Genomic DNA, 16,940 nt, shown 5'->3' with positions numbered 1-16,940 from the left:
CCTTATTTTACGGTTTATCAGGCTGCAACCACTATTGCGCATAAGCGGCTTGTGTTTACCGGCTGCCCGCCATTAGGACGGCGATGCAATGACAGACAAACGCGATCTCGTAATCCTTGGCGGCGGCCTGGTCGGCATGACGCTGGCCCTCGCCGCAGCCCGCAAGGGAATCACCAGCCATGTGATCGATCGCGCCGATCCCGCTGAACTGACTGCCGATGGTTTCGACGGGCGCGCGTCGGCGATTTCGACGGCGAGCTGGAATCTCTTCACGAACATCGGTCTGGCCGAGCGGCTGGAGCCGCATGGCTGCCCGATCGCATCGATTGCCGTTACCGACCAGTTGAAACCAGGCGGCATCGATTTCGCGCCTGCGCCACATGAAGGAACACTCGGCCGGATGTTCGCCAACCGAGAGCTTCGGCTTGCGCTGTTCGAAGCCGCACGCGAAGAAGAACGGATTGACTGGCACGCGAAGAGCGAAATCGTCGAGCGCAAGCGTGACGCGCATGGCGTCTCAGCGGTCCTCTCTGACGGCACCGAATTGCATGGCAGCCTGATGATCGCAGCCGAAGGCCGGGGCTCGCCCACCCGTGAGGAAGCCGGCCTCGCTATCGCCAAGTGGGATTACAGCCACCGCGCCATAATCGCCGGTTTGGTGCACGAGAAACCGCATAACAATGTCGCGTGGGAGATATTTTATCCTGCCGGCCCCTTTGCCCTGCTGCCAATGCTCGATGATTCGGGCGGCAAGCATCGCAGTGCACTGGTGTGGACGGTTGATGAGAAGGACGCAGCGGGTACGCTGAAGCTATCCGATCGGGCATTTCTCGCTGAAGTCCAAAAACGGATGGACGGACTGTTCGGCACAATCGAAGCAGTCGGGCGGCGCGCGTCCTTCCCGCTCGGATTTCATCACACAGCGCGTATCACCGCTGAACGGCTGGCACTGATCGGCGATGCAGCGCATGGCATCCACCCGATTGCCGGCCAGGGTCTCAATCTTGGCTTGCGCGATGTCGGGGCACTGGTCGAAGTGCTCGCCGATGGCATGCGCCTCGGGCTGGATCCAGGTGACGCACAACTGCTGCAAAAATACGAGAATTGGCGCGGGGTCGATGCGTTCACCGTGGCGCTGGCGACCGATGGCCTGACCCGCCTGTTCGGGATACCGGGCAAAACAGCATCGGCCATCCGCCGCCTCGGCATGGCCGGTGTCGAGCGTGTGCCGATCCTAAAAACCTGGTTCATGGACGAAGCGCGCGGCGTAACCGGCGATATGCCAGCAATCCTGAAGGCCTAGCGCGCTTCCTGTTCGACCGGGCTCGGCTGTTCAATCGTCTGCCCTTCACTGTCCCGAAGCCCGCTCGACTCGCCAATCGCCGATGTTTCGAGAATGTTGAGCGCATTTTGTATCGCAGCATAGCGTTTCGCATCGGCAATCCATGCTTCCGCATTGTCCGCCCCGGGGAGCGTCTGGACTTCCTCGATCGCTTTCTCCACCCGTCCGCTCTCCAGCGACAGACGTGCCCGGTACAATGCACGGTCAGGCCGGGTGGAAGCGGTCGTTTCACGGCGCACAATGAACAGCTCGCCCAATTCCTTGCGCAACCGGGCGAAGGACGGGCCTTCGTCGGAAGTAACCAGCGATGGGCCAAGCCCTTCGAGGCGGGCGATCAGCTGGTCTAGCCGGATCGGGTTTTCCGATGCGCTGAGAACCGTCCGCACGGCCTCAGGCTGCGCCATGCCGAAGCGAAGCCGCAACTGGTCGCCAAGATAGCCAAGGCTTTCCCCACGCTCGAGCGTCCTTCGCGCGGCAAACGCAATCAACAGGCCTTCAGCCCTTCCCGCATTGCCGGATGCGGCTTGAGCCTGCAGGTCCAGCCTCGCCAGCCGCTGTTCCGCAGCGGCAAGACGCGATTCCAGTCCGCCTTGTTGCTCGGCCACCCGCTCGACCGCTTCTGTCGCCTCCGCCACTCGAGCCGAAGCAGTTGCCGTCGGCGTCGGTGACGCATCGACAAGTGTGGCTGGCGCTTCTGCCCCTGTCGCCACTTCCGCCGCCTCGTCGGCTTCCCCATCCTGCGCATCAGAGCCGCGCCAGGAGAAATACCAGACCACTAGCGCACCGAGCAGAAAGGCACTCAGCGCGACCCCGAGGATCGCCTGCATGGAACCGCTTGAGCGGCGTGTTCCCATCGTTTTGTCCATCACTCTTTCTTCCGAGACCCGAAAAGCCGAGCTTACCGGCGTAATTCCTGATTGTTGTTACACATGTCACGCGCCAAGGCCAGAAGCGCCGTGTCGTCCGCGCTTGGCGCAACCGAAACGCTCTTCCAGCCTTTGCCGGCGCTCTCGGCAACCCGCGGAGCAATAGCGGCAATGGCAATCTTAGCGCGCTGAATGCCGCATCGGTCACATTCTTCGGCAAAATGTCTTGCCGCTCGTGCTGAATGCAGCAAGACCACCCCGCCCGGTCCAAGCGCCTCGCTCATTTGTGTGCTCATCGCCCGCATTGCCGCGCGATAGACGACCCGGTCCGTAATCGTGATGCCTCGCGGCGGAGTAAGAGAGACCCGGTCCTGCCCGCCCAGCCGCAGCAGTTTGAGCGAGCGAACGGTGAGCGAGTTCAGCAATTCCTGCAATCCGCCCGAGCCGGTCTGTGCAACTGAAAAACCGGCGTTCTTCGCCACATCCGCAGTGGTCTTTCCAACGGCAAGAACAGGGATGAAGGCCAATTTTGCCATTTGCTCGCCGCCGTGGCGGAAAACGTTGCCGCTACCGATCAGAAGGCCGTCGAAGGCGAGCTCTTCCGGCAAGTTCCACGCAACGGTTTCGATCTCGAACAGCGGCTCACCCGCCATGTCCAATCCCAGCTCACGGCCGCTGTCGATGGTCTGCGAGTACCCCGGCTCCGGGCGGATGGTGTAAATGCGGCCGGTCACGGCTGTGCGGTGAACAATTCGCGCACTGCCGGGCCGGATCGCTCGAGCAAGTCACGGGCCAGTTCGCGGATTGCCTCCGTATCGCCGGATGCGCAGGTGATCGTGCCGTCGACTCGCTCGGAGCCGTCCGAACAGAACAGACTGGCACGGATCGTCAGTTGCTCGTCCCGGACAGTGGTCAGAACGGCAATCGGGCTGTGACATGTGCCGCCGAGCGCTGCGAGCAACGCGCGTTCAGACATGACGCTACCTCTGCTTTCGCTGTGGTCGATGGCTGAGAGCAGCCGCAGCGTTTCGCTGTCTTCGCTGCGGCATTCGATTCCGATCGCCCCCTGCGCCGGAGCTGGCAACCAGCTACCTGCATCGAGCGGGTTGCCGATGTTCTGCTCACCCAGCCGCTGCAATCCAGCGGCGGCCAGCAGGGTGACATCGGCCTCTCCGGCCTCCAGCTTGCCGAGGCGGGTCGCCACATTACCGCGAAATCCGACGATCCGGCAGTCGGGCCGGTAGTGCAACATTTGCGCGGCCCGGCGCGGCGCGCTCGTGCCGACACGCGCACCCTTGGGGATTGCGTCAAGCGATAGCGCACCGATCAGCACGTCGCGCACATCGGCGCGCGGGAGGATCGCCGCTATGGTAATTCCCGCCGGGCGCAAGGTCTCGACGTCTTTCATCGAGTGTACAGCGGCATCGATGCGCCCTTCGCTCAGCCAGATGTCCAGCTCGCGGGTCCACAGGGCCTTGCCGCCGATCTCCGCCAACGGGCGGTCGAGTATCTTGTCGCCGCTGGCGATCACTTTGACCAATTCGACTTCGCCCTTCGACCAGCCGTGCGCATTGCACAGCCGGTCTCGCGCTTCCTCGGCCTGGGCCAAAGCAAGCGGCGACTGGCGCGTTCCGAGCCGAAGTTTGATTTTGTCACTCATGCGGCGCTTGCCCTAACGGGGCATCTCGCTAAGGGAAAGTGCCATGGGGATCGTTCTCGGCATTGAATCGAGTTGTGACGAAACCGCCGTCGCGCTCGTCACCACAGACCGGCGTATCGTGGCGCAGCGGATCGCTTCGCAGGATGCCGAGCACGCGCCTTATGGCGGCGTGGTTCCTGAAATCGCGGCACGCGCCCATGTCGAGAAACTCGCCCCGATGATCACTCAGGTCATGGATGATGCAGGGATGCAACTGGCAGACCTCGACGCGATCGCTGCGACCGCCGGCCCCGGGCTGATCGGCGGGGTAATGGTCGGACTGGTCAGCGCAAAGGCCCTGGCAATGGCAAGCGATGTCCCGCTGATCGCGATCAACCACCTGGAAGGCCATGCGTTATCGCCGCGCCTTGCCGATCCTGAACTTGCATTCCCTTATGCACTGCTGCTCGTGTCAGGCGGCCATTGCCAGATTTTGCTGGTCGAAGGCGTTGGCGAGTACCGGCGGCTTGCAACCACGATCGACGATGCGCTGGGCGAAGCCTTCGACAAGACAGCAAAGATCCTCGGTCTCGGCTACCCCGGCGGCCCTGCAGTGGAGCGGCTGTCGGAGCTCGGTGATCCGGACGCTGTGCCTCTGCCGCGTCCGCTGGTCGGCAGCGGTGAGCCGCATTTCTCCTTCGCCGGCCTCAAGAGCGCGGTGCTGCGCGCCAAGGAAAGCGGTAAACACAAAGACGCCGATATCGCGGCAAGCTTCCAGCAAGCGGCGGTCGATTGTCTGCTCGACCGGCTTGCGGTCGCGCTCGGCGCAATCGCCGCTCCGCCGGCCCTTGTGGTGGCAGGAGGGGTCGCGGCAAACCAATCAGTTCGCGCCGCACTCGAAAACTTCGCCGCTCAGCGCCACATGCGTTTCGTCGCCCCGCCGCTGGCACTGTGTACGGACAACGCTGCCATGATCGCCTGGGCGGGCGCGGAAAGGCTTGCCTCGGGCCAGTCCGACCCACTCGACATTGCCGCCCGGCCCCGCTGGCCGCTCGATCCAGCAGCCGAGCCCGTACGCGGCGCGGGACATAAGGCATGAGGAACTGGCCATGAACGGTGTCGGCGTCATTGGTGCGGGTGCCTGGGGCACTGCCCTCGCCCAAATGCTCGCAAGCGACGGGCGAGAAGTGCTGTTGTGGGCGCTCGAACCCGAAGTGGTCGAAGAAATCAATCGCCACCATCGCAATTCCCCATACCTTCCTTCCGCCGAGCTCGCGCCGTCTATCCGTGCAACCGGGAACATGGCCGATCTGGCGCGCTGCGACACATTGCTGGCGGTAACGCCTGCTCAGCATCTGGCACGCACAATCGGCGACCTCTCCGCTCCGCCGCGCGACCTGGTGTTGTGCAGCAAAGGCATCGAAGCCGGAACCGGCCGGATGATGAACGAAGTCGCCGCTGAAGTGGCGGGCGAAAGCGAAATCGCCATCCTGTCCGGGCCGACCTTCGCGCATGAAGTCGCTGCCGGCATGCCGACCGCGGTCACGCTCGCCTGCAGCGGCGGAGAAGCACAGTGGGAACGGCTTTCACCGGTCATCGCCCGCCCGCAATTCCGGCCCTATTACTCCGACGATGTTATCGGAGCGGAAATTGGCGGCGCGGTGAAGAACGTTCTCGCCATTGCCTGCGGTGTGGTCGATGGCCTGGGTCTTGGCCAAAACGCCCGCGCCGCACTGATTGCGCGCGGCTATGCGGAAATGCAGCGGTTCGGCGATGCACTGGGCGCACAGCGCGAAACGCTGGCGGGGCTCTCCGGCCTCGGCGATCTGGTGCTGACCTGCTCATCGACCTCAAGCCGCAATTTTTCGCTCGGCAAGTCGCTGGGCGAAGGTCAGACCGCGCGTGATCTGATGGCCGACCGGCGTACAGTCGCTGAAGGCGCGCACACAGCGCCGGTCTTGCGCGAACTTGCCGCCAAACATGACGCCCGTATGCCGATTGTGGAAGCGGTGAATGCGGTGCTTGAAGGCGCAGATGCAAAGTCGGTCGTGGCTGGTTTGCTGTCGCGCCCGCTCAAGGCTGAATAGGTTGTCAGCTTGAGCATCCCCACGCAGCCGGACGGTCCCGAGCCCGCAAAGGGCGGCGACGATATGGCCACGCTCGCCAAGGGCGGGCGTGACAACACTATGGGCTTTTTCATTCGCTTGCTCGGCAATGTGCCCTTCCTGTTTATCGGATACCGGCTCTACGGCGTCGAGGATATGGGCCGGTTCGTGCCTGCGATCGTCATCATCGAGATCATGGCGCTGATCTGCGCCATGGGCGAGAAACGCGGACTGGCTCAGCGGTTGAGCGAAGGCGCGGATGCGGACGGAGGCTCACCGGCCAATCTGGTGTTCGACGGAATGCTGGCCTCGCTTCTTTTTTCATCGGTGACGATTGGCGTCTTGCTGGCTTTTCCGGTGCTCATGTTCCCGAGCGGGACAAGCAGCGATTACGATATCTGGATCGTGGCAGCGATTCCGGCGTTTGCACTGACCGAGATCCTGCTTGCTGCGCAGGCGTATCGCTATGACATCGCCACCACTGTCCGCACCCGAGCGGTGGTCGAGCCTTGGACCCGCTCGATAGCCGCAGGAGCGTTCTTTTTCATTCCAGCGATCAGCGACGGCGGTCTGACCCTCGCCTTTCTTGCTTCGATTTACGCCGGGCTGCTGACCGCCGCATGGCCATTCCTGCGCACCTATGGTCTCCCCAGCGGCTGGCGGCCGCGCCCCCGTTACCTTGGCAAGATGACCTTGCGCGCGCTGCCACTGGTCGGGGCCGATGTGATCGAACGCGGGACGCGGCTGCTCGATGTGTTCCTGCTCGGTCAGTTTACCTCCCCAACCGCGGTCGCGATCTACTTCTTCGCCAAGGAGGTGGCGAGCTTGCCACAGAAACTGAAAAGCAGTTTCGAGCCGATTCTGGCACCGGTCATCACCAAGAACCTGAAGACGGGAAACCTCGGCGCCATCGCCAGTCAGGTCCGGCAGGTCGGGTTCTGGATTATCGCCTTGCAAATCGGCATCGCGCTGGCCCTAGCCATACCGGGCGAAGCAGTGATGGGCCTGGGCGGACCGGCAATTGTTGGCGGGACCGGCGCGCTCGCGCTGCTGCTGATGGCGGAAGTTGTCGCCTCGATGGCCGTCGTCTCCGAGGGCGTGCTCGTCTATATCGCGAAGAAACGAAATCTCGCGATCTCCATCGCTATCATTACCTTGCAGGGTGCGCTCACTATCGTGCTGATCATGCTGGTCGATCATTTCGGCTTCGATGAAGGATTCAACGCAGCGGGTGCTGCAGCGGCCCTGTTGCTCTCGCTCGGCGCGTCGAGTCTGATCAAGGCGCTGCTTCTGAAAAAACTGCTCAAGGCCCCCGTAAGCAATCTGCGCTGGGGGCTGGTCTGGGCGACCGGCCCTGCTGTGGTCGTCGGCTTTGCCTTCACCCTGCTGCCTGAGTGGATCGAGCTGCTGATCGGCATTCCGACGATCCTCGCGGTCTATGGCTATGTCATCTGGCACAAGGGATTCGGCCCCGATGACCGCGTGCTCTTCCGCAAGAACCTTGGCGCATCAGCCCCCTCCTGAAAGCCACTCCTCAATGTTGGCAATCCGTCGTCTGTACAAAACGTTCAGTCGGCATTCACGGCATGAGACGATGTTACATGCCGGGACTGACAAGGGAGTGATACTATGCAGGTGGGACGCCTTTTTTTCGCTGTTTCGATGGGTGCATTGGTTGTCGGTTGCGCCACAAGCCAAACGCCGGGTGTGGCATCTACCGAAAGAGAACAGGCGGCGAAGCCGTATCCTCCCAGCTCTCCTCCACCGTCGAAAATTGTCGTCACCGGATCGCGGGTTGGCGGCGACCGGCAGTTTGCCAGTGCGGCGCCGATAGCGGTCGTCGAGGCAGATGAGTTCGCACTGTCCGGAACGGTCAATGTCGAGAACGTCGTCAACGGTCTGCCTCAGGTCGTGCCCGTTGACCAGGCCGGACAACCGGTCGAGCCGGGCTATCGCTATTTCGTGCCGCCCGTTGTCGTTGCAACCGACCCCGGGCGCGAGCAGTACGACGGCGAGGAAATCTCGCCGGTCAAGATCGCTGCGGCGGAACCGGTTTCGACTTTCTCGGTCGATGTCGACACCGGCGCCTACGCCAACGCGCGGCGTTTTCTCACTCAAGGTCAGATGCCACCGCGGGCATCGGTGCGGACCGAGGAACTGATCAATTATTTCCGATATGATTACGACCGGCCCGACACGCGCGAAACACCGTTCAGCGTTTCGACCGATCTTGCGGTTACGCCGTGGAACCCGGACACACGGCTGATGCGGATTGGCCTGCGCGGCTATGACCTCCCGCAGGACAGCCGCCCGCCGGCAAACCTCGTCTTCCTGCTCGATGTCTCGGGCTCGATGAACAGTCCGGACAAGCTGCCGCTGGTCAAGACCGCAATGCTCGGCCTCGCCAACCAGCTGACAAGCAAGGACAAGGTCTCGATCGTCGTCTACGCGGGCGCGGCAGGCCTGGTGCTGGAGCCGACCAGCAGTCCGTCCGAGATTCGCAACGCAATCAACGATCTCAGCGCAGGCGGATCGACCGCTGGCGGAGCGGGTATCGAACTGGCCTATCGCATTGCCGAAGCGAACAAGATCGATGGCGGCGTCAACCGTGTGATCCTCGCTACCGACGGCGATTTCAATGTCGGCCTGTCCGACCGCGACATGCTGGTCGAGATGATCGAGAAGAAGCGCGCTAGCGGGATCACCTTGACCACGCTCGGTTTCGGTACCGGGAATTACAATGAAGCCCTGATGGAGCAACTCGCGAACAAGGGTAACGGCAATTACGCCTATATCGACAGCGCGCTGGAAGCCCGCAAAGTGCTGGGCGAGGAAATGGGATCGACCATCTTCACCATTGCCAAGGATGTGAAAATCCAGGTCGAGTTCAACCCCGCAGTGGTCAGCCAGTACCGCCTGATCGGCTATGAAAACCGCGCGCTGCGCGAAGAAGACTTCAACAATGACAAGGTCGATGCGGGCGATATCGGCGCAGGCCATCAGGTGACCGCAATCTATGAAATCGTCCCTGCCGGCATGACCGGCTGGATCGAGCAGCGTCGCTACGAAACCCCGGTTTCCAGCACCGCACGCGAGAGATCGAGCGAAGCGGCCTTTGTCAAACTGCGCTACAAGCTGCCCGACGAAGATACCTCGAAACTCATCACCACCATCGTGCCGGCTTCGCGGCTGGCCAATGCATCATCGCCGCGCGGCGATTTCGCTTTCGCGGTTGCCGTTGCCGCCTTCGGTCAGAAGCTGCGGGCCGACAATTTGCTCGGCGAATACAGTTTCCGCGACATCGAAGCACTGTCGGGTGGTCAGGGGGACTTCTACCGCCAGCAGTTTCGCAAGCTGGTCGGCGTGGCGGACGGTCTTGAGGGTCGCGAACTCGGCGGCTGACGAAAGCCGCAATCGCCCCCTTTGCGGCAGGACACTGCATGGCTAAGGAGCAGTCATGCAGCTTCGTCCATCGATCGGAATTCTCGCCGGCGCCTTGATCGTCATATCCGGTAGTCTGCTGTTTGCGCAGTCGCGCGACGATGTCCTGGCCGAACTGCTTGCGAACAAAGCCCGTGCGGCACTCGATCAAGCAGGCGCCCCAGCCGTTTCTGCAGATTTCGGCCTCGGTTCTTCAGACATGCCGACGCGCCATGCGATTCTGAGCGACGGTGAAGATCTCGACGAAGGCAAACGCGCGGCAGCAGCCAGAGCAGTTGCCGCCATAAGCGGAGTGGGCGGAGTCAACTGGATAGACGGCACCGTGCAAGCGGAGAGCGACGAGCTGGAGTTCGCGCCAACCCATTGTCAGGACGATGTCGAAGCTCTGCTCCGTGCGCGTACGATCCGTTTCGAGGAATCCTCTTCCGAAATAGAACCCGCCAGCCGCGAGTTGATCGACGAAGTGGCGGCAGCTCTGCGTCCGTGCCTCGGGAGCATTATCGCCATAACCGGGCACACCGACAAATCCGGCCCTGAACCGGGCAATCTGGAACTTTCGCTCGAACGCGCCCGTGCGGTGCGCGAAGCGCTGGTCCGGGCCGGCATCCCGCGCGACGGGTTGCGAGCCCGAGGGATCGGTTCGCAAGAGCCGGTCGAAGGCCTCGCACCGTCCGATCCGGCAAACCGGCGGATCGAGTTCTCAGTCATTTCGACCGTGCCGCTCAAACCGACACCGGTCGACACGCCGGGGGCCCGCTGACATGCCGATAGCCTATGAAGTCGCTGTTCTCGCGCTGGTTGCCTATGGCATCGGCCTGACTCTGGGATGGGCCCTGTGGGGCCGATCGTCGGAACCAGACTAGGAAGAATTGTATGAATGAACTTATTGCAGCCAACTGGCCCATCATCCTTGTTGCCCTGTTTATCGGCATCGCTGTCGCATGGTTCGTATTTTTCGCGACCCGCAAGGCAAAGGTCGATATCGACACCAGTGATGTGCTTGACGCGGGCAAAGGTCCCGCAGCGCGCAATCAGGCCTTGATCGACGCGCCCGCCGCTGCGGCGGGATCGACCGATCCGCAACCGGAACCCAGAGCACAGCAAATCGCCGAAGTTGCACCCGGCAAGGTTTCTGCCGCTGCCAATCTGGATGTTGCAGCGCATGCCAGCGCCGAGGCCGACGCAGAAGCCGGGGCGCCCGGTTCCGCGCGCGAAGCGATGCAGGAAATGCACGACACGGCGGCTGAGACCAAGCCGGCGCAGGACGATCCAGCACTGGATGATGAAACCGACGATCTCACCCGGATCAAGGGCGTGGGGCCCAAGTTGCGCGATTTGTTGAACTCGCTCGGGGTAACCAGTTTCGAGCAGATTGCCGGCTGGAGCGCGGAAGACATCACTCGCATTGATGCGCAGCTTGGCCGGTTCGAAGGCCGCATCATGCGCGATAGCTGGGTCGAACAGGCGCGCTTGCTTTCCGCTGGTGATACCGCCGCTTACGAAGGGCAATTCGGCAAGCTCTGACCCCTACGGGAACCGAACCGCCACCGCCACATTGATAAATGATAGGGTTGGTGCGGATTGGAGAAGCGAAGTGAACAAGCCGAGGGTATTGGTAGCCGAAGACGAGTTTATCGTCGCGATGGATCTGTGCGATACAATTGCCGAAGCGGGCTGCGAGATCGAAGGACCCCACGCGGATCTTTCTTCCGCTATGCTTGCGGTGCAAAAGAACAGGCCCGACATTGCCATTCTCGATGTGAACCTGCGCGATGGCGAGTCCTTCGCACTGGCTGAAAAGCTGATGGCGGAAAATGTCCCGGTGATATTCCATTCGGGCCATTTCACTGTCGCCGAGATGCAGGATCGTTTCCCCGAGGCGACCGCGTGCACCAAGCCTTGCCCGCCGGGCCAGATGATAGAACGGGTCCAGGAAGCACTCGCAGCCTGACCAGTCAGACGAAGCTCTGGCCTTCCAAAGTCCGGTGTTCTATTCCCGAATGTGACATTCTGTTGGGAGTAGATGATGAGCGATGAGCTCTTTCCGGTACCGTCCGAATGGGCGAAAAATGCGCTGGTCGATGCGCGCAGCTACGAGGATCTCTATCGTCGTTCCATAGAAGATGTCGACGCCTTCTGGCGAGAGCAGTCGCAGCGGATCGACTGGATAGAGCCTTTCCATTCAGTCAAGGACACGTCTTTCGACAAGGACGATTTCCACATCCGGTGGTTCGAAGGCGGCAAACTCAACATCTGCGCCAACGCTCTCGACCGGCATCTCGCCGAACACGGCGAGCGCGTCGCGATCCTGTGGGAGCCGGATGATCCCTCCAGCCCATCGCGCAAGCTGACCTACCGCGAACTGCATGCCGAAGTCTGCAAACTGGCCAATGCGCTGAAGGAACGCGGTGTGGCCAAGGGTGACCGCGTCACCATCTATCTGCCGATGGTCCCGGAAGCCGCCATGGCGATGCTCGCCTGCGCCCGCATCGGCGCGGTGCATTCCGTGGTGTTCGCAGGCTTCTCGCCGGATGCGCTCGCAGGACGGATCGAGGACTGCCAATCGAACATCGTGCTGACCGCAGACGAGGGTCTGCGCGGGGGCAAGAAAGTTCCGCTGAAAGCCAATGTCGATGCCGCACTGGAGAAAGTCTCAGTCGATACCGTTATTGTGCTGGCCCATACCGGCGCTGACGTACCGATGGCCGAAGGCCGCGACATAGGGTGGGCTGCAGCAGTGTCTGGCCAACCGGCCGAATGTCAGCCCGAAGCAATGGACGCGGAAGACCCGCTGTTCATCCTTTATACCTCAGGCTCGACCGGCAAGCCCAAGGGCGTGCTGCACACCACCGGCGGCTACGCCGTGTGGACCAGCATGACGCATGAATATGTGTTCGATTACCGGCTCGACGAGAACGGCAACGGCCCGGTGTACTGGTGTGCCGCCGATGTCGGCTGGGTCACCGGGCACAGCTATGTCGTCTACGCGCCGCTGATCAATGGCGCGACACAGGTCATGTTCGAGGGCGTGCCAAACTATCCCGATCACTCGCGTTTCTGGCAGGTGATCGACAAATACGACGTCGAGATTTTCTATGCCGCCCCGACTGCGCTGCGCGCATTGATGCGCGAAGGGGATGAGTGGGTCACGAAGACCAGCCGCCGGTCCCTCAGGCTGCTTGGCTCGGTTGGCGAACCGATCAATCCCGAGGCGTGGGACTGGTATCACCGCGTGGTGGGGGAACGGCGTTGCCCGATCGTCGACACGTGGTGGCAGACCGAGACCGGCGGGGCGATGATCACTCCTCTGCCCGGCGCGACCGACCTCAAGCCCGGCAGCGCATCCAAGCCGATGTTCGGCGTCAAACCGGCGCTGGTCGATCCGGAAAAGGGGACGTTGCTTGACGGAGCGATCTCTGGCGCGTTGGTCATTACGGACAGCTGGCCGGGCCAGATGCGCACCGTCTATGGCGACCATCAGCGCTTCTTCGAAACCTATTTCAGCCAATACAAGGGCTATTACTTCACCGGCGACGGATGCCGCCGCGACGAGGACGGATATTATTGGATCACCGGCCGCATCGATGACGTAATCAATGTCTCTGGTCACCGAATGGGAACCGCCGAAGTGGAAAGCGCACTCGTGGAACATCCCTCCGTCGCCGAAGCCGCAGTTGTCGGGATGCCGCATGACATCAAGGGGCAGGGTATTTATGCGTATGTCACAACCAACGCCGGCACGGATGACAATGAGGAATTGCGCAACGAGCTGGTGCGGTGGGTGCGCAAGGAAATCGGACCGATCGCAACTCCGGACGTAATCCAGTTCGCGCCCGGCCTGCCCAAGACCCGCAGCGGCAAGATCATGCGCCGCATTCTGCGCAAGATTGCCGAAAACGATACCGGCAATCTGGGTGACACCTCGACGCTCGCCGATCCGGCAGTGGTTGACGACCTGCTCGCCAACCGTCCCGGGTAGAGCGGTCACCCCATGTCCAAACTTCAGACCATGGCCCGCATGCCCGCCAGCGAATGGCTGGGCTGGATCGAAGCTGCGGCCTGTCTGGCATGGGCGCGCCTGCTGGTCCTTCTGGTGCCGGTGAAGCACTGGCGCGATCAAATTGCCGACGGGGTCGAGGCGAAGGGTCAATTGCCGGTCCTGACGCAGAAGGAGCGCGCTGCGGTGCGCCTGGTGGCTCGCTCCGTTGGACGCGCGGTACGCAACGCCCCGGTAGAGCTGGTTTGCCTGCCGCAGGCGCTCGCCGCGCGCTGGATGCTCAAGCGGCGGGGGGTCGAGACGCAACTCTACATCGGCACCAGGCGAGCCGCTGAGGAAACCCGCGAATTTCATGCCTGGCTCAAGTCAGGGCGCACATGGGTCACTGGTCACTGCGAAGAAAAAGAATACGTGACCTTTACCCGCCAGACAGCGTAATCCAGACCAATCCAAGGTTGCCCCGGTCGATGCAAATCGGCATTGCGGCAAAAAATAGTTTCAGGAGTAACCAATGGCCGGAATGGTGCCGTTCAACTGGGAAGACCCGTTCGACCTCGAGAGTCAGCTGACAGAGGAAGAGCGGATGATCCGCGACGCCGCACACGGCTTTGCGCAGAGCGAGCTTCAGCCGCGGGTCATCGATGGCTTCGCCAACGAGATTGATGCGCCCGAACTGTTCCCCTTGATGGGCCAGGCCGGATTGCTCGGCGCGACCGTGCCGGAGGAATATGGCGGCGCGGGCGCTGGCTATGTCGCCTACGGCCTGATCGCTCGCGAGATCGAGCGGGTGGACAGCGGCTATCGCTCGATGGCCTCGGTCCAGTCGAGCCTCGTGATGTATCCGATCCACGCCTACGGCTCGGAAGAGCAGCGCCGTAAATACCTGCCCGGTCTTGCTTCGGGCGATCTGATCGGGTGCTTCGGCCTGACGGAGCCGGACGCCGGATCTGACCCGGCGGGCATGAAAACCGTCGCGAAGAAGAACGGCGACGGTTACGTGATCTCCGGTTCGAAAACCTGGATTTCCAACGCGCCATTTGCCGACGTATTTGTCGTCTGGGCGAAAAGCGAGGAACACGGCGGCGGCATTCGCGGCTTTATTCTCGAAAAGGGGATGCAAGGCCTCTCCGCCCCGAAAATCGAAGGCAAGCTGAGCTTGCGCGCATCGACCACCGGCATGATCGTGATGGACGAGGTCAAGGTGGGCGGCGACGCCTTGCTGCCCGATGTGCAGGGCCTCAAAGGGCCCTTCGGCTGCCTTAACCGGGCACGATACGGCATCAGCTGGGGCGCACTGGGCGCGGCGGAGTTTTGCATGCACGCAGCGCGCCAGTACGGGCTCGACCGGCACCAGTTCGGAGTGCCCCTCGCCAGCAAGCAGATTTACCAGCTCAAGCTGGCCAACATGATGACAGACATCGCCATGGGCCTGCAGTCATCACTGCGTGTCGGTCGGTTGATGGATGAAGGCAGGTTCGCACCCGACATGATCAGCATCGTCAAGCGTAACAATGTTGGCAAAGCGCTCGATATCGCACGCCATGCCCGCGATATGCATGGCGGCAACGGGATCAGCGGCGAGTATCAGGTAATCCGTCACATGGTGAATCTGGAAACGGTCAACACCTACGAAGGCACGCATGATGTCCACGCGCTGATCCTGGGCCGCGCGGTAACGGGCATTTCGGCATTCTGAGCGCGCGCTGTCCTACTCCCGAATTGTATGGCAGGATGTGGTGATGAGCGTCCTGCCCTGCCCGTTCTTGCCGTTCACATTAAATGCGATCGGGCAGTGGAAATCTCGGATCAGGACAGTGTTCCAGTTGTTCCACTTGGTGACAGGGAAAGGCCGAATTCACTCGTGAAGCTCTTTGGGTATTACCGCAGCTCGACCAGCTATCGGCTGCGCATCGCGCTGGAATTGAAAGGCATCGCCTTTGAAAACGTGCCGGTGAACCTGCTCAAGACGGAGCAGAAAAGCGACGCGTTTACCTCGCGCAACGCCTTTGGCAGCGTCCCGATGCTGGAGACCGAGACTGACGGGGGCAAAGTCGATCGTGCGCAATCGATGGCGATCATCGAATGGCTCGACGAGGCTTATCCCGAGAAGCCGCTTCTGCCTGCCGACACGGAACAGCGCTACATCGCGCGTGAGCTGGCCTATGCCATCGCCACTGAATTGCACGCACCGCTCAACCTGCCGGTGCTCAAATATCTCGCCAACGAATACGGCAAATCGCCGGAAGAGATCGGCATCTGGTATCGCCACTGGCTCGCCCGGACGCTTGAACCGCTGGAGCAACGGCTGGATCAGTTGGAAACCGGCGATTTCCTGTTCGCCACGCCCGGCTTCTTCGAAGTTTGCCTGCTGCCGCAGATGTACAATGCCCGCCGGTTCGATTTCGACTTTTCCGACAAGCCGCGGATGGAGCGGATCGAGGCTGCCTGCCTCGCTCTTCCGGCTTTCCAGCGCGCCCATCCTGACAATCAACCAGATAATCCTGAGAAAGGCTAACCGCCCATGAAGCTCGCCACCCTCAATGACGGAACCCGCGACGGCAAGCTGGTCGTCGTCTCGAAAGACATCACCCGCTACTGCCTCGCCGATAACATTGCCGCGACCATGCAGGCGGCGCTCGATGACTGGGACAATATCGCGCCGAAACTCGAAGCACTTTACCGCGATGTCGAACACCAGACCGTGCCGTGCGAGCGTTTTCACGAGCGGGAAGCGCATTCTCCGTTGCCGCGTGCATACCAGTGGGCCGACGGATCCGCCTATATCAACCACGTCGAGCTGGTGCGCAAAGCGCGCGGTGCCGAAGTGCCGGAAAGCTTCTATCACGATCCGCTGATGTATCAGGGCGGCAGCGATGATTTCCTCGCCCCGCGCGAAGAAATTCCGCTGAAGGACACTGCGTGGGGTTGCGATATGGAAGGCGAGATTGCCTGCATCACCGACGATGTCCCGATGGGTGTCTCGTCAGCCGACGCGGCGGGTCACATCAAGCTCCTGATGCTGGTCAATGATGTCTCGCTACGCGGACTGATCCCCGGTGAACTGGCCAAGGGCTTCGGTTTTTTCCAGTCGAAACCCGCCACTGCTTTCTCGCCGGTCTGTGTGACACCTGACGAATTGGGCGAGGCGTGGAAAGGCAGTGTGATCCACCTGCCCCTGCTGGTCGATTACAACGGCGAGCCATTCGGCCGCGCCGAGGTGGGACAGGATGCGACCTTCAGCCTCGCCGATCTGGTCGCTCATGCGGCCAAGACCCGCAACCTGGGCGCAGGCTGCATCATCGGCTCCGGCACGATTTCGAACCAGGGCGAAGATGGCGGCCCCGGCAAGCCGGTCAGCGATGGCGGGGCCGGTTACAGCTGCATCGCCGAAATTCGCATGATCGAAACCATCCGCGACGGCGAAGCCAAGACCCGGTTCATGGCGCCGGGCGATACGGTGAAGATCGAAATGCGCGACAAGGAAGGCCATTCGATTTTCGGCTCGATCGAGCAGGAAGTCGTTCAGGCCTGATGGCAGGCGCTGCGGGGA

General features: G+C 61.8%; 16 protein-coding genes. 13 read left to right on the top strand and 3 right to left on the bottom strand.

What is annotated here, in order from left to right:
- Nucleotides 1-88: 88 nt before the first annotated feature.
- A complete protein-coding gene (locus E0502_RS09720; RefSeq protein WP_137677816.1) occupies nucleotides 89-1,303 on the top strand; it encodes a UbiH/UbiF/VisC/COQ6 family ubiquinone biosynthesis hydroxylase in 1,215 nt (404 codons plus the stop codon).
- Here E0502_RS09720 and E0502_RS09715 read toward each other — a convergent pair.
- Genes E0502_RS09715 through hemC form a run of 3 tightly spaced genes read right to left on the bottom strand, consistent with a single transcriptional unit; the run spans nucleotide 1,300 to nucleotide 3,868 of the window.
- On the bottom strand, nucleotides 1,300-2,196 hold the full coding sequence (locus E0502_RS09715) for an MICOS complex subunit MIC60 (RefSeq protein ID WP_240049003.1): 897 nt from the start codon (nucleotides 2,194-2,196) through the stop codon (nucleotides 1,300-1,302). The genes E0502_RS09720 and E0502_RS09715 overlap by 4 nt on opposite strands.
- A 44-nt stretch (nucleotides 2,197-2,240) precedes the next feature.
- Complete coding sequence (locus E0502_RS09710; protein WP_137677814.1) at nucleotides 2,241-2,942, bottom strand: uroporphyrinogen-III synthase; 702 nt, start codon at nucleotides 2,940-2,942, stop codon at nucleotides 2,241-2,243.
- Nucleotides 2,939-3,868 (bottom strand): hydroxymethylbilane synthase, encoded by a 930-nt coding sequence (hemC, locus tag E0502_RS09705; RefSeq protein ID WP_137677813.1) that lies wholly within the window; start codon nucleotides 3,866-3,868, stop codon nucleotides 2,939-2,941. The genes E0502_RS09710 and hemC overlap by 4 nt, the downstream gene beginning before the upstream one ends.
- 43 nt (nucleotides 3,869-3,911) lie before the next feature.
- Here hemC and tsaD point away from each other — a divergent pair, with 43 nt between their 5' ends.
- The 12 genes from tsaD (at nucleotide 3,912) to E0502_RS09645 (ending at nucleotide 16,922) form a co-directional block, all read left to right on the top strand.
- Complete coding sequence (gene tsaD / locus E0502_RS09700) at nucleotides 3,912-4,946, top strand: tRNA (adenosine(37)-N6)-threonylcarbamoyltransferase complex transferase subunit TsaD (RefSeq protein ID WP_137677812.1); 1,035 nt, start codon at nucleotides 3,912-3,914, stop codon at nucleotides 4,944-4,946.
- A 10-nt stretch (nucleotides 4,947-4,956) separates the two neighbouring features.
- Nucleotides 4,957-5,934: an NAD(P)H-dependent glycerol-3-phosphate dehydrogenase gene (locus E0502_RS09695; RefSeq protein WP_137677811.1), complete on the top strand. Its 978-nt coding sequence runs from the start codon at nucleotides 4,957-4,959 to the stop codon at nucleotides 5,932-5,934.
- A 63-nt stretch (nucleotides 5,935-5,997) separates the two neighbouring features.
- Nucleotides 5,998-7,476, top strand: coding sequence for a lipopolysaccharide biosynthesis protein (locus E0502_RS09690; RefSeq protein ID WP_137678769.1), 1,479 nt, complete (start codon nucleotides 5,998-6,000; stop codon nucleotides 7,474-7,476).
- A gap of 105 nt (nucleotides 7,477-7,581) precedes the next feature.
- Complete coding sequence (locus tag E0502_RS09685; RefSeq protein WP_420813495.1) at nucleotides 7,582-9,354, top strand: vWA domain-containing protein; 1,773 nt, start codon at nucleotides 7,582-7,584, stop codon at nucleotides 9,352-9,354.
- A 55-nt stretch (nucleotides 9,355-9,409) separates the two neighbouring features.
- Nucleotides 9,410-10,153: an OmpA family protein gene (locus E0502_RS09680; RefSeq protein ID WP_137677810.1), complete on the top strand. Its 744-nt coding sequence runs from the start codon at nucleotides 9,410-9,412 to the stop codon at nucleotides 10,151-10,153.
- Nucleotides 10,154-10,266: 113 nt separating this feature from the next.
- On the top strand, nucleotides 10,267-10,917 hold the full coding sequence (locus E0502_RS09675; RefSeq protein ID WP_137677809.1) for a hypothetical protein: 651 nt from the start codon (nucleotides 10,267-10,269) through the stop codon (nucleotides 10,915-10,917).
- A 70-nt stretch (nucleotides 10,918-10,987) separates the two neighbouring features.
- A complete protein-coding gene (locus tag E0502_RS09670) occupies nucleotides 10,988-11,344 on the top strand; it encodes a response regulator (protein WP_240049001.1) in 357 nt (118 codons plus the stop codon).
- Between the two features lie 75 nt (nucleotides 11,345-11,419).
- The gene (gene acs, locus E0502_RS09665) at nucleotides 11,420-13,372 is read left to right on the top strand and encodes an acetate--CoA ligase (protein ID WP_137677807.1); all 1,953 of its coding nucleotides are present in this window, start codon (nucleotides 11,420-11,422) and stop codon (nucleotides 13,370-13,372) included.
- A gap of 12 nt (nucleotides 13,373-13,384) precedes the next feature.
- Nucleotides 13,385-13,828, top strand: coding sequence for a lasso peptide biosynthesis B2 protein (locus tag E0502_RS09660; RefSeq protein ID WP_137677806.1), 444 nt, complete (start codon nucleotides 13,385-13,387; stop codon nucleotides 13,826-13,828).
- Between the two features lie 82 nt (nucleotides 13,829-13,910).
- Nucleotides 13,911-15,086, top strand: coding sequence for an acyl-CoA dehydrogenase (locus E0502_RS09655; RefSeq protein WP_137678767.1), 1,176 nt, complete (start codon nucleotides 13,911-13,913; stop codon nucleotides 15,084-15,086).
- A 165-nt stretch (nucleotides 15,087-15,251) separates the two neighbouring features.
- On the top strand, nucleotides 15,252-15,905 hold the full coding sequence (gene maiA / locus E0502_RS09650; RefSeq protein ID WP_137678766.1) for a maleylacetoacetate isomerase: 654 nt from the start codon (nucleotides 15,252-15,254) through the stop codon (nucleotides 15,903-15,905).
- Nucleotides 15,906-15,911: 6 nt separating this feature from the next.
- Nucleotides 15,912-16,922, top strand: coding sequence for a fumarylacetoacetate hydrolase family protein (locus E0502_RS09645; protein WP_137677805.1), 1,011 nt, complete (start codon nucleotides 15,912-15,914; stop codon nucleotides 16,920-16,922).
- Nucleotides 16,923-16,940 lie beyond the last annotated feature (18 nt).

Source organism: Parerythrobacter lutipelagi (assembly GCF_005434975.1).
In the GTDB taxonomy this organism is placed as follows: Bacteria; Pseudomonadota; Alphaproteobacteria; order Sphingomonadales; family Sphingomonadaceae; genus Parerythrobacter_A; species Parerythrobacter_A lutipelagi.
This window is presented reverse-complemented; position numbering and strand designations above follow the sequence as displayed.

What these genes read in the sequence shown, in the direction of transcription:
- E0502_RS09690 (WP_137678769.1), top strand. Translation starts at nt 5,998, where the DNA reads ATGGCCACGCTCGCCAAGGGCGGGCGTGACAACACTATGGGCTTTTTC.
- E0502_RS09715 (WP_240049003.1), bottom strand. Translation starts at nt 2,196, where the DNA reads ATGGGAACACGCCGCTCAAGCGGTTCCATGCAGGCGATCCTCGGGGTC.
- E0502_RS09655 (WP_137678767.1), top strand. Translation starts at nt 13,911, where the DNA reads ATGGTGCCGTTCAACTGGGAAGACCCGTTCGACCTCGAGAGTCAGCTG.
- E0502_RS09680 (WP_137677810.1), top strand. Translation starts at nt 9,410, where the DNA reads ATGCAGCTTCGTCCATCGATCGGAATTCTCGCCGGCGCCTTGATCGTC.
- E0502_RS09645 (WP_137677805.1), top strand. Translation starts at nt 15,912, where the DNA reads ATGAAGCTCGCCACCCTCAATGACGGAACCCGCGACGGCAAGCTGGTC.
- E0502_RS09720 (WP_137677816.1), top strand. Translation starts at nt 89, where the DNA reads ATGACAGACAAACGCGATCTCGTAATCCTTGGCGGCGGCCTGGTCGGC.
- E0502_RS09675 (WP_137677809.1), top strand. Translation starts at nt 10,267, where the DNA reads ATGAATGAACTTATTGCAGCCAACTGGCCCATCATCCTTGTTGCCCTG.
- tsaD (WP_137677812.1), top strand. Translation starts at nt 3,912, where the DNA reads ATGGGGATCGTTCTCGGCATTGAATCGAGTTGTGACGAAACCGCCGTC.
- E0502_RS09685 (WP_420813495.1), top strand. Translation starts at nt 7,582, where the DNA reads ATGCAGGTGGGACGCCTTTTTTTCGCTGTTTCGATGGGTGCATTGGTT.
- acs (WP_137677807.1), top strand. Translation starts at nt 11,420, where the DNA reads ATGAGCGATGAGCTCTTTCCGGTACCGTCCGAATGGGCGAAAAATGCG.
- E0502_RS09695 (WP_137677811.1), top strand. Translation starts at nt 4,957, where the DNA reads ATGAACGGTGTCGGCGTCATTGGTGCGGGTGCCTGGGGCACTGCCCTC.
- hemC (WP_137677813.1), bottom strand. Translation starts at nt 3,868, where the DNA reads ATGAGTGACAAAATCAAACTTCGGCTCGGAACGCGCCAGTCGCCGCTT.
- E0502_RS09660 (WP_137677806.1), top strand. Translation starts at nt 13,385, where the DNA reads ATGTCCAAACTTCAGACCATGGCCCGCATGCCCGCCAGCGAATGGCTG.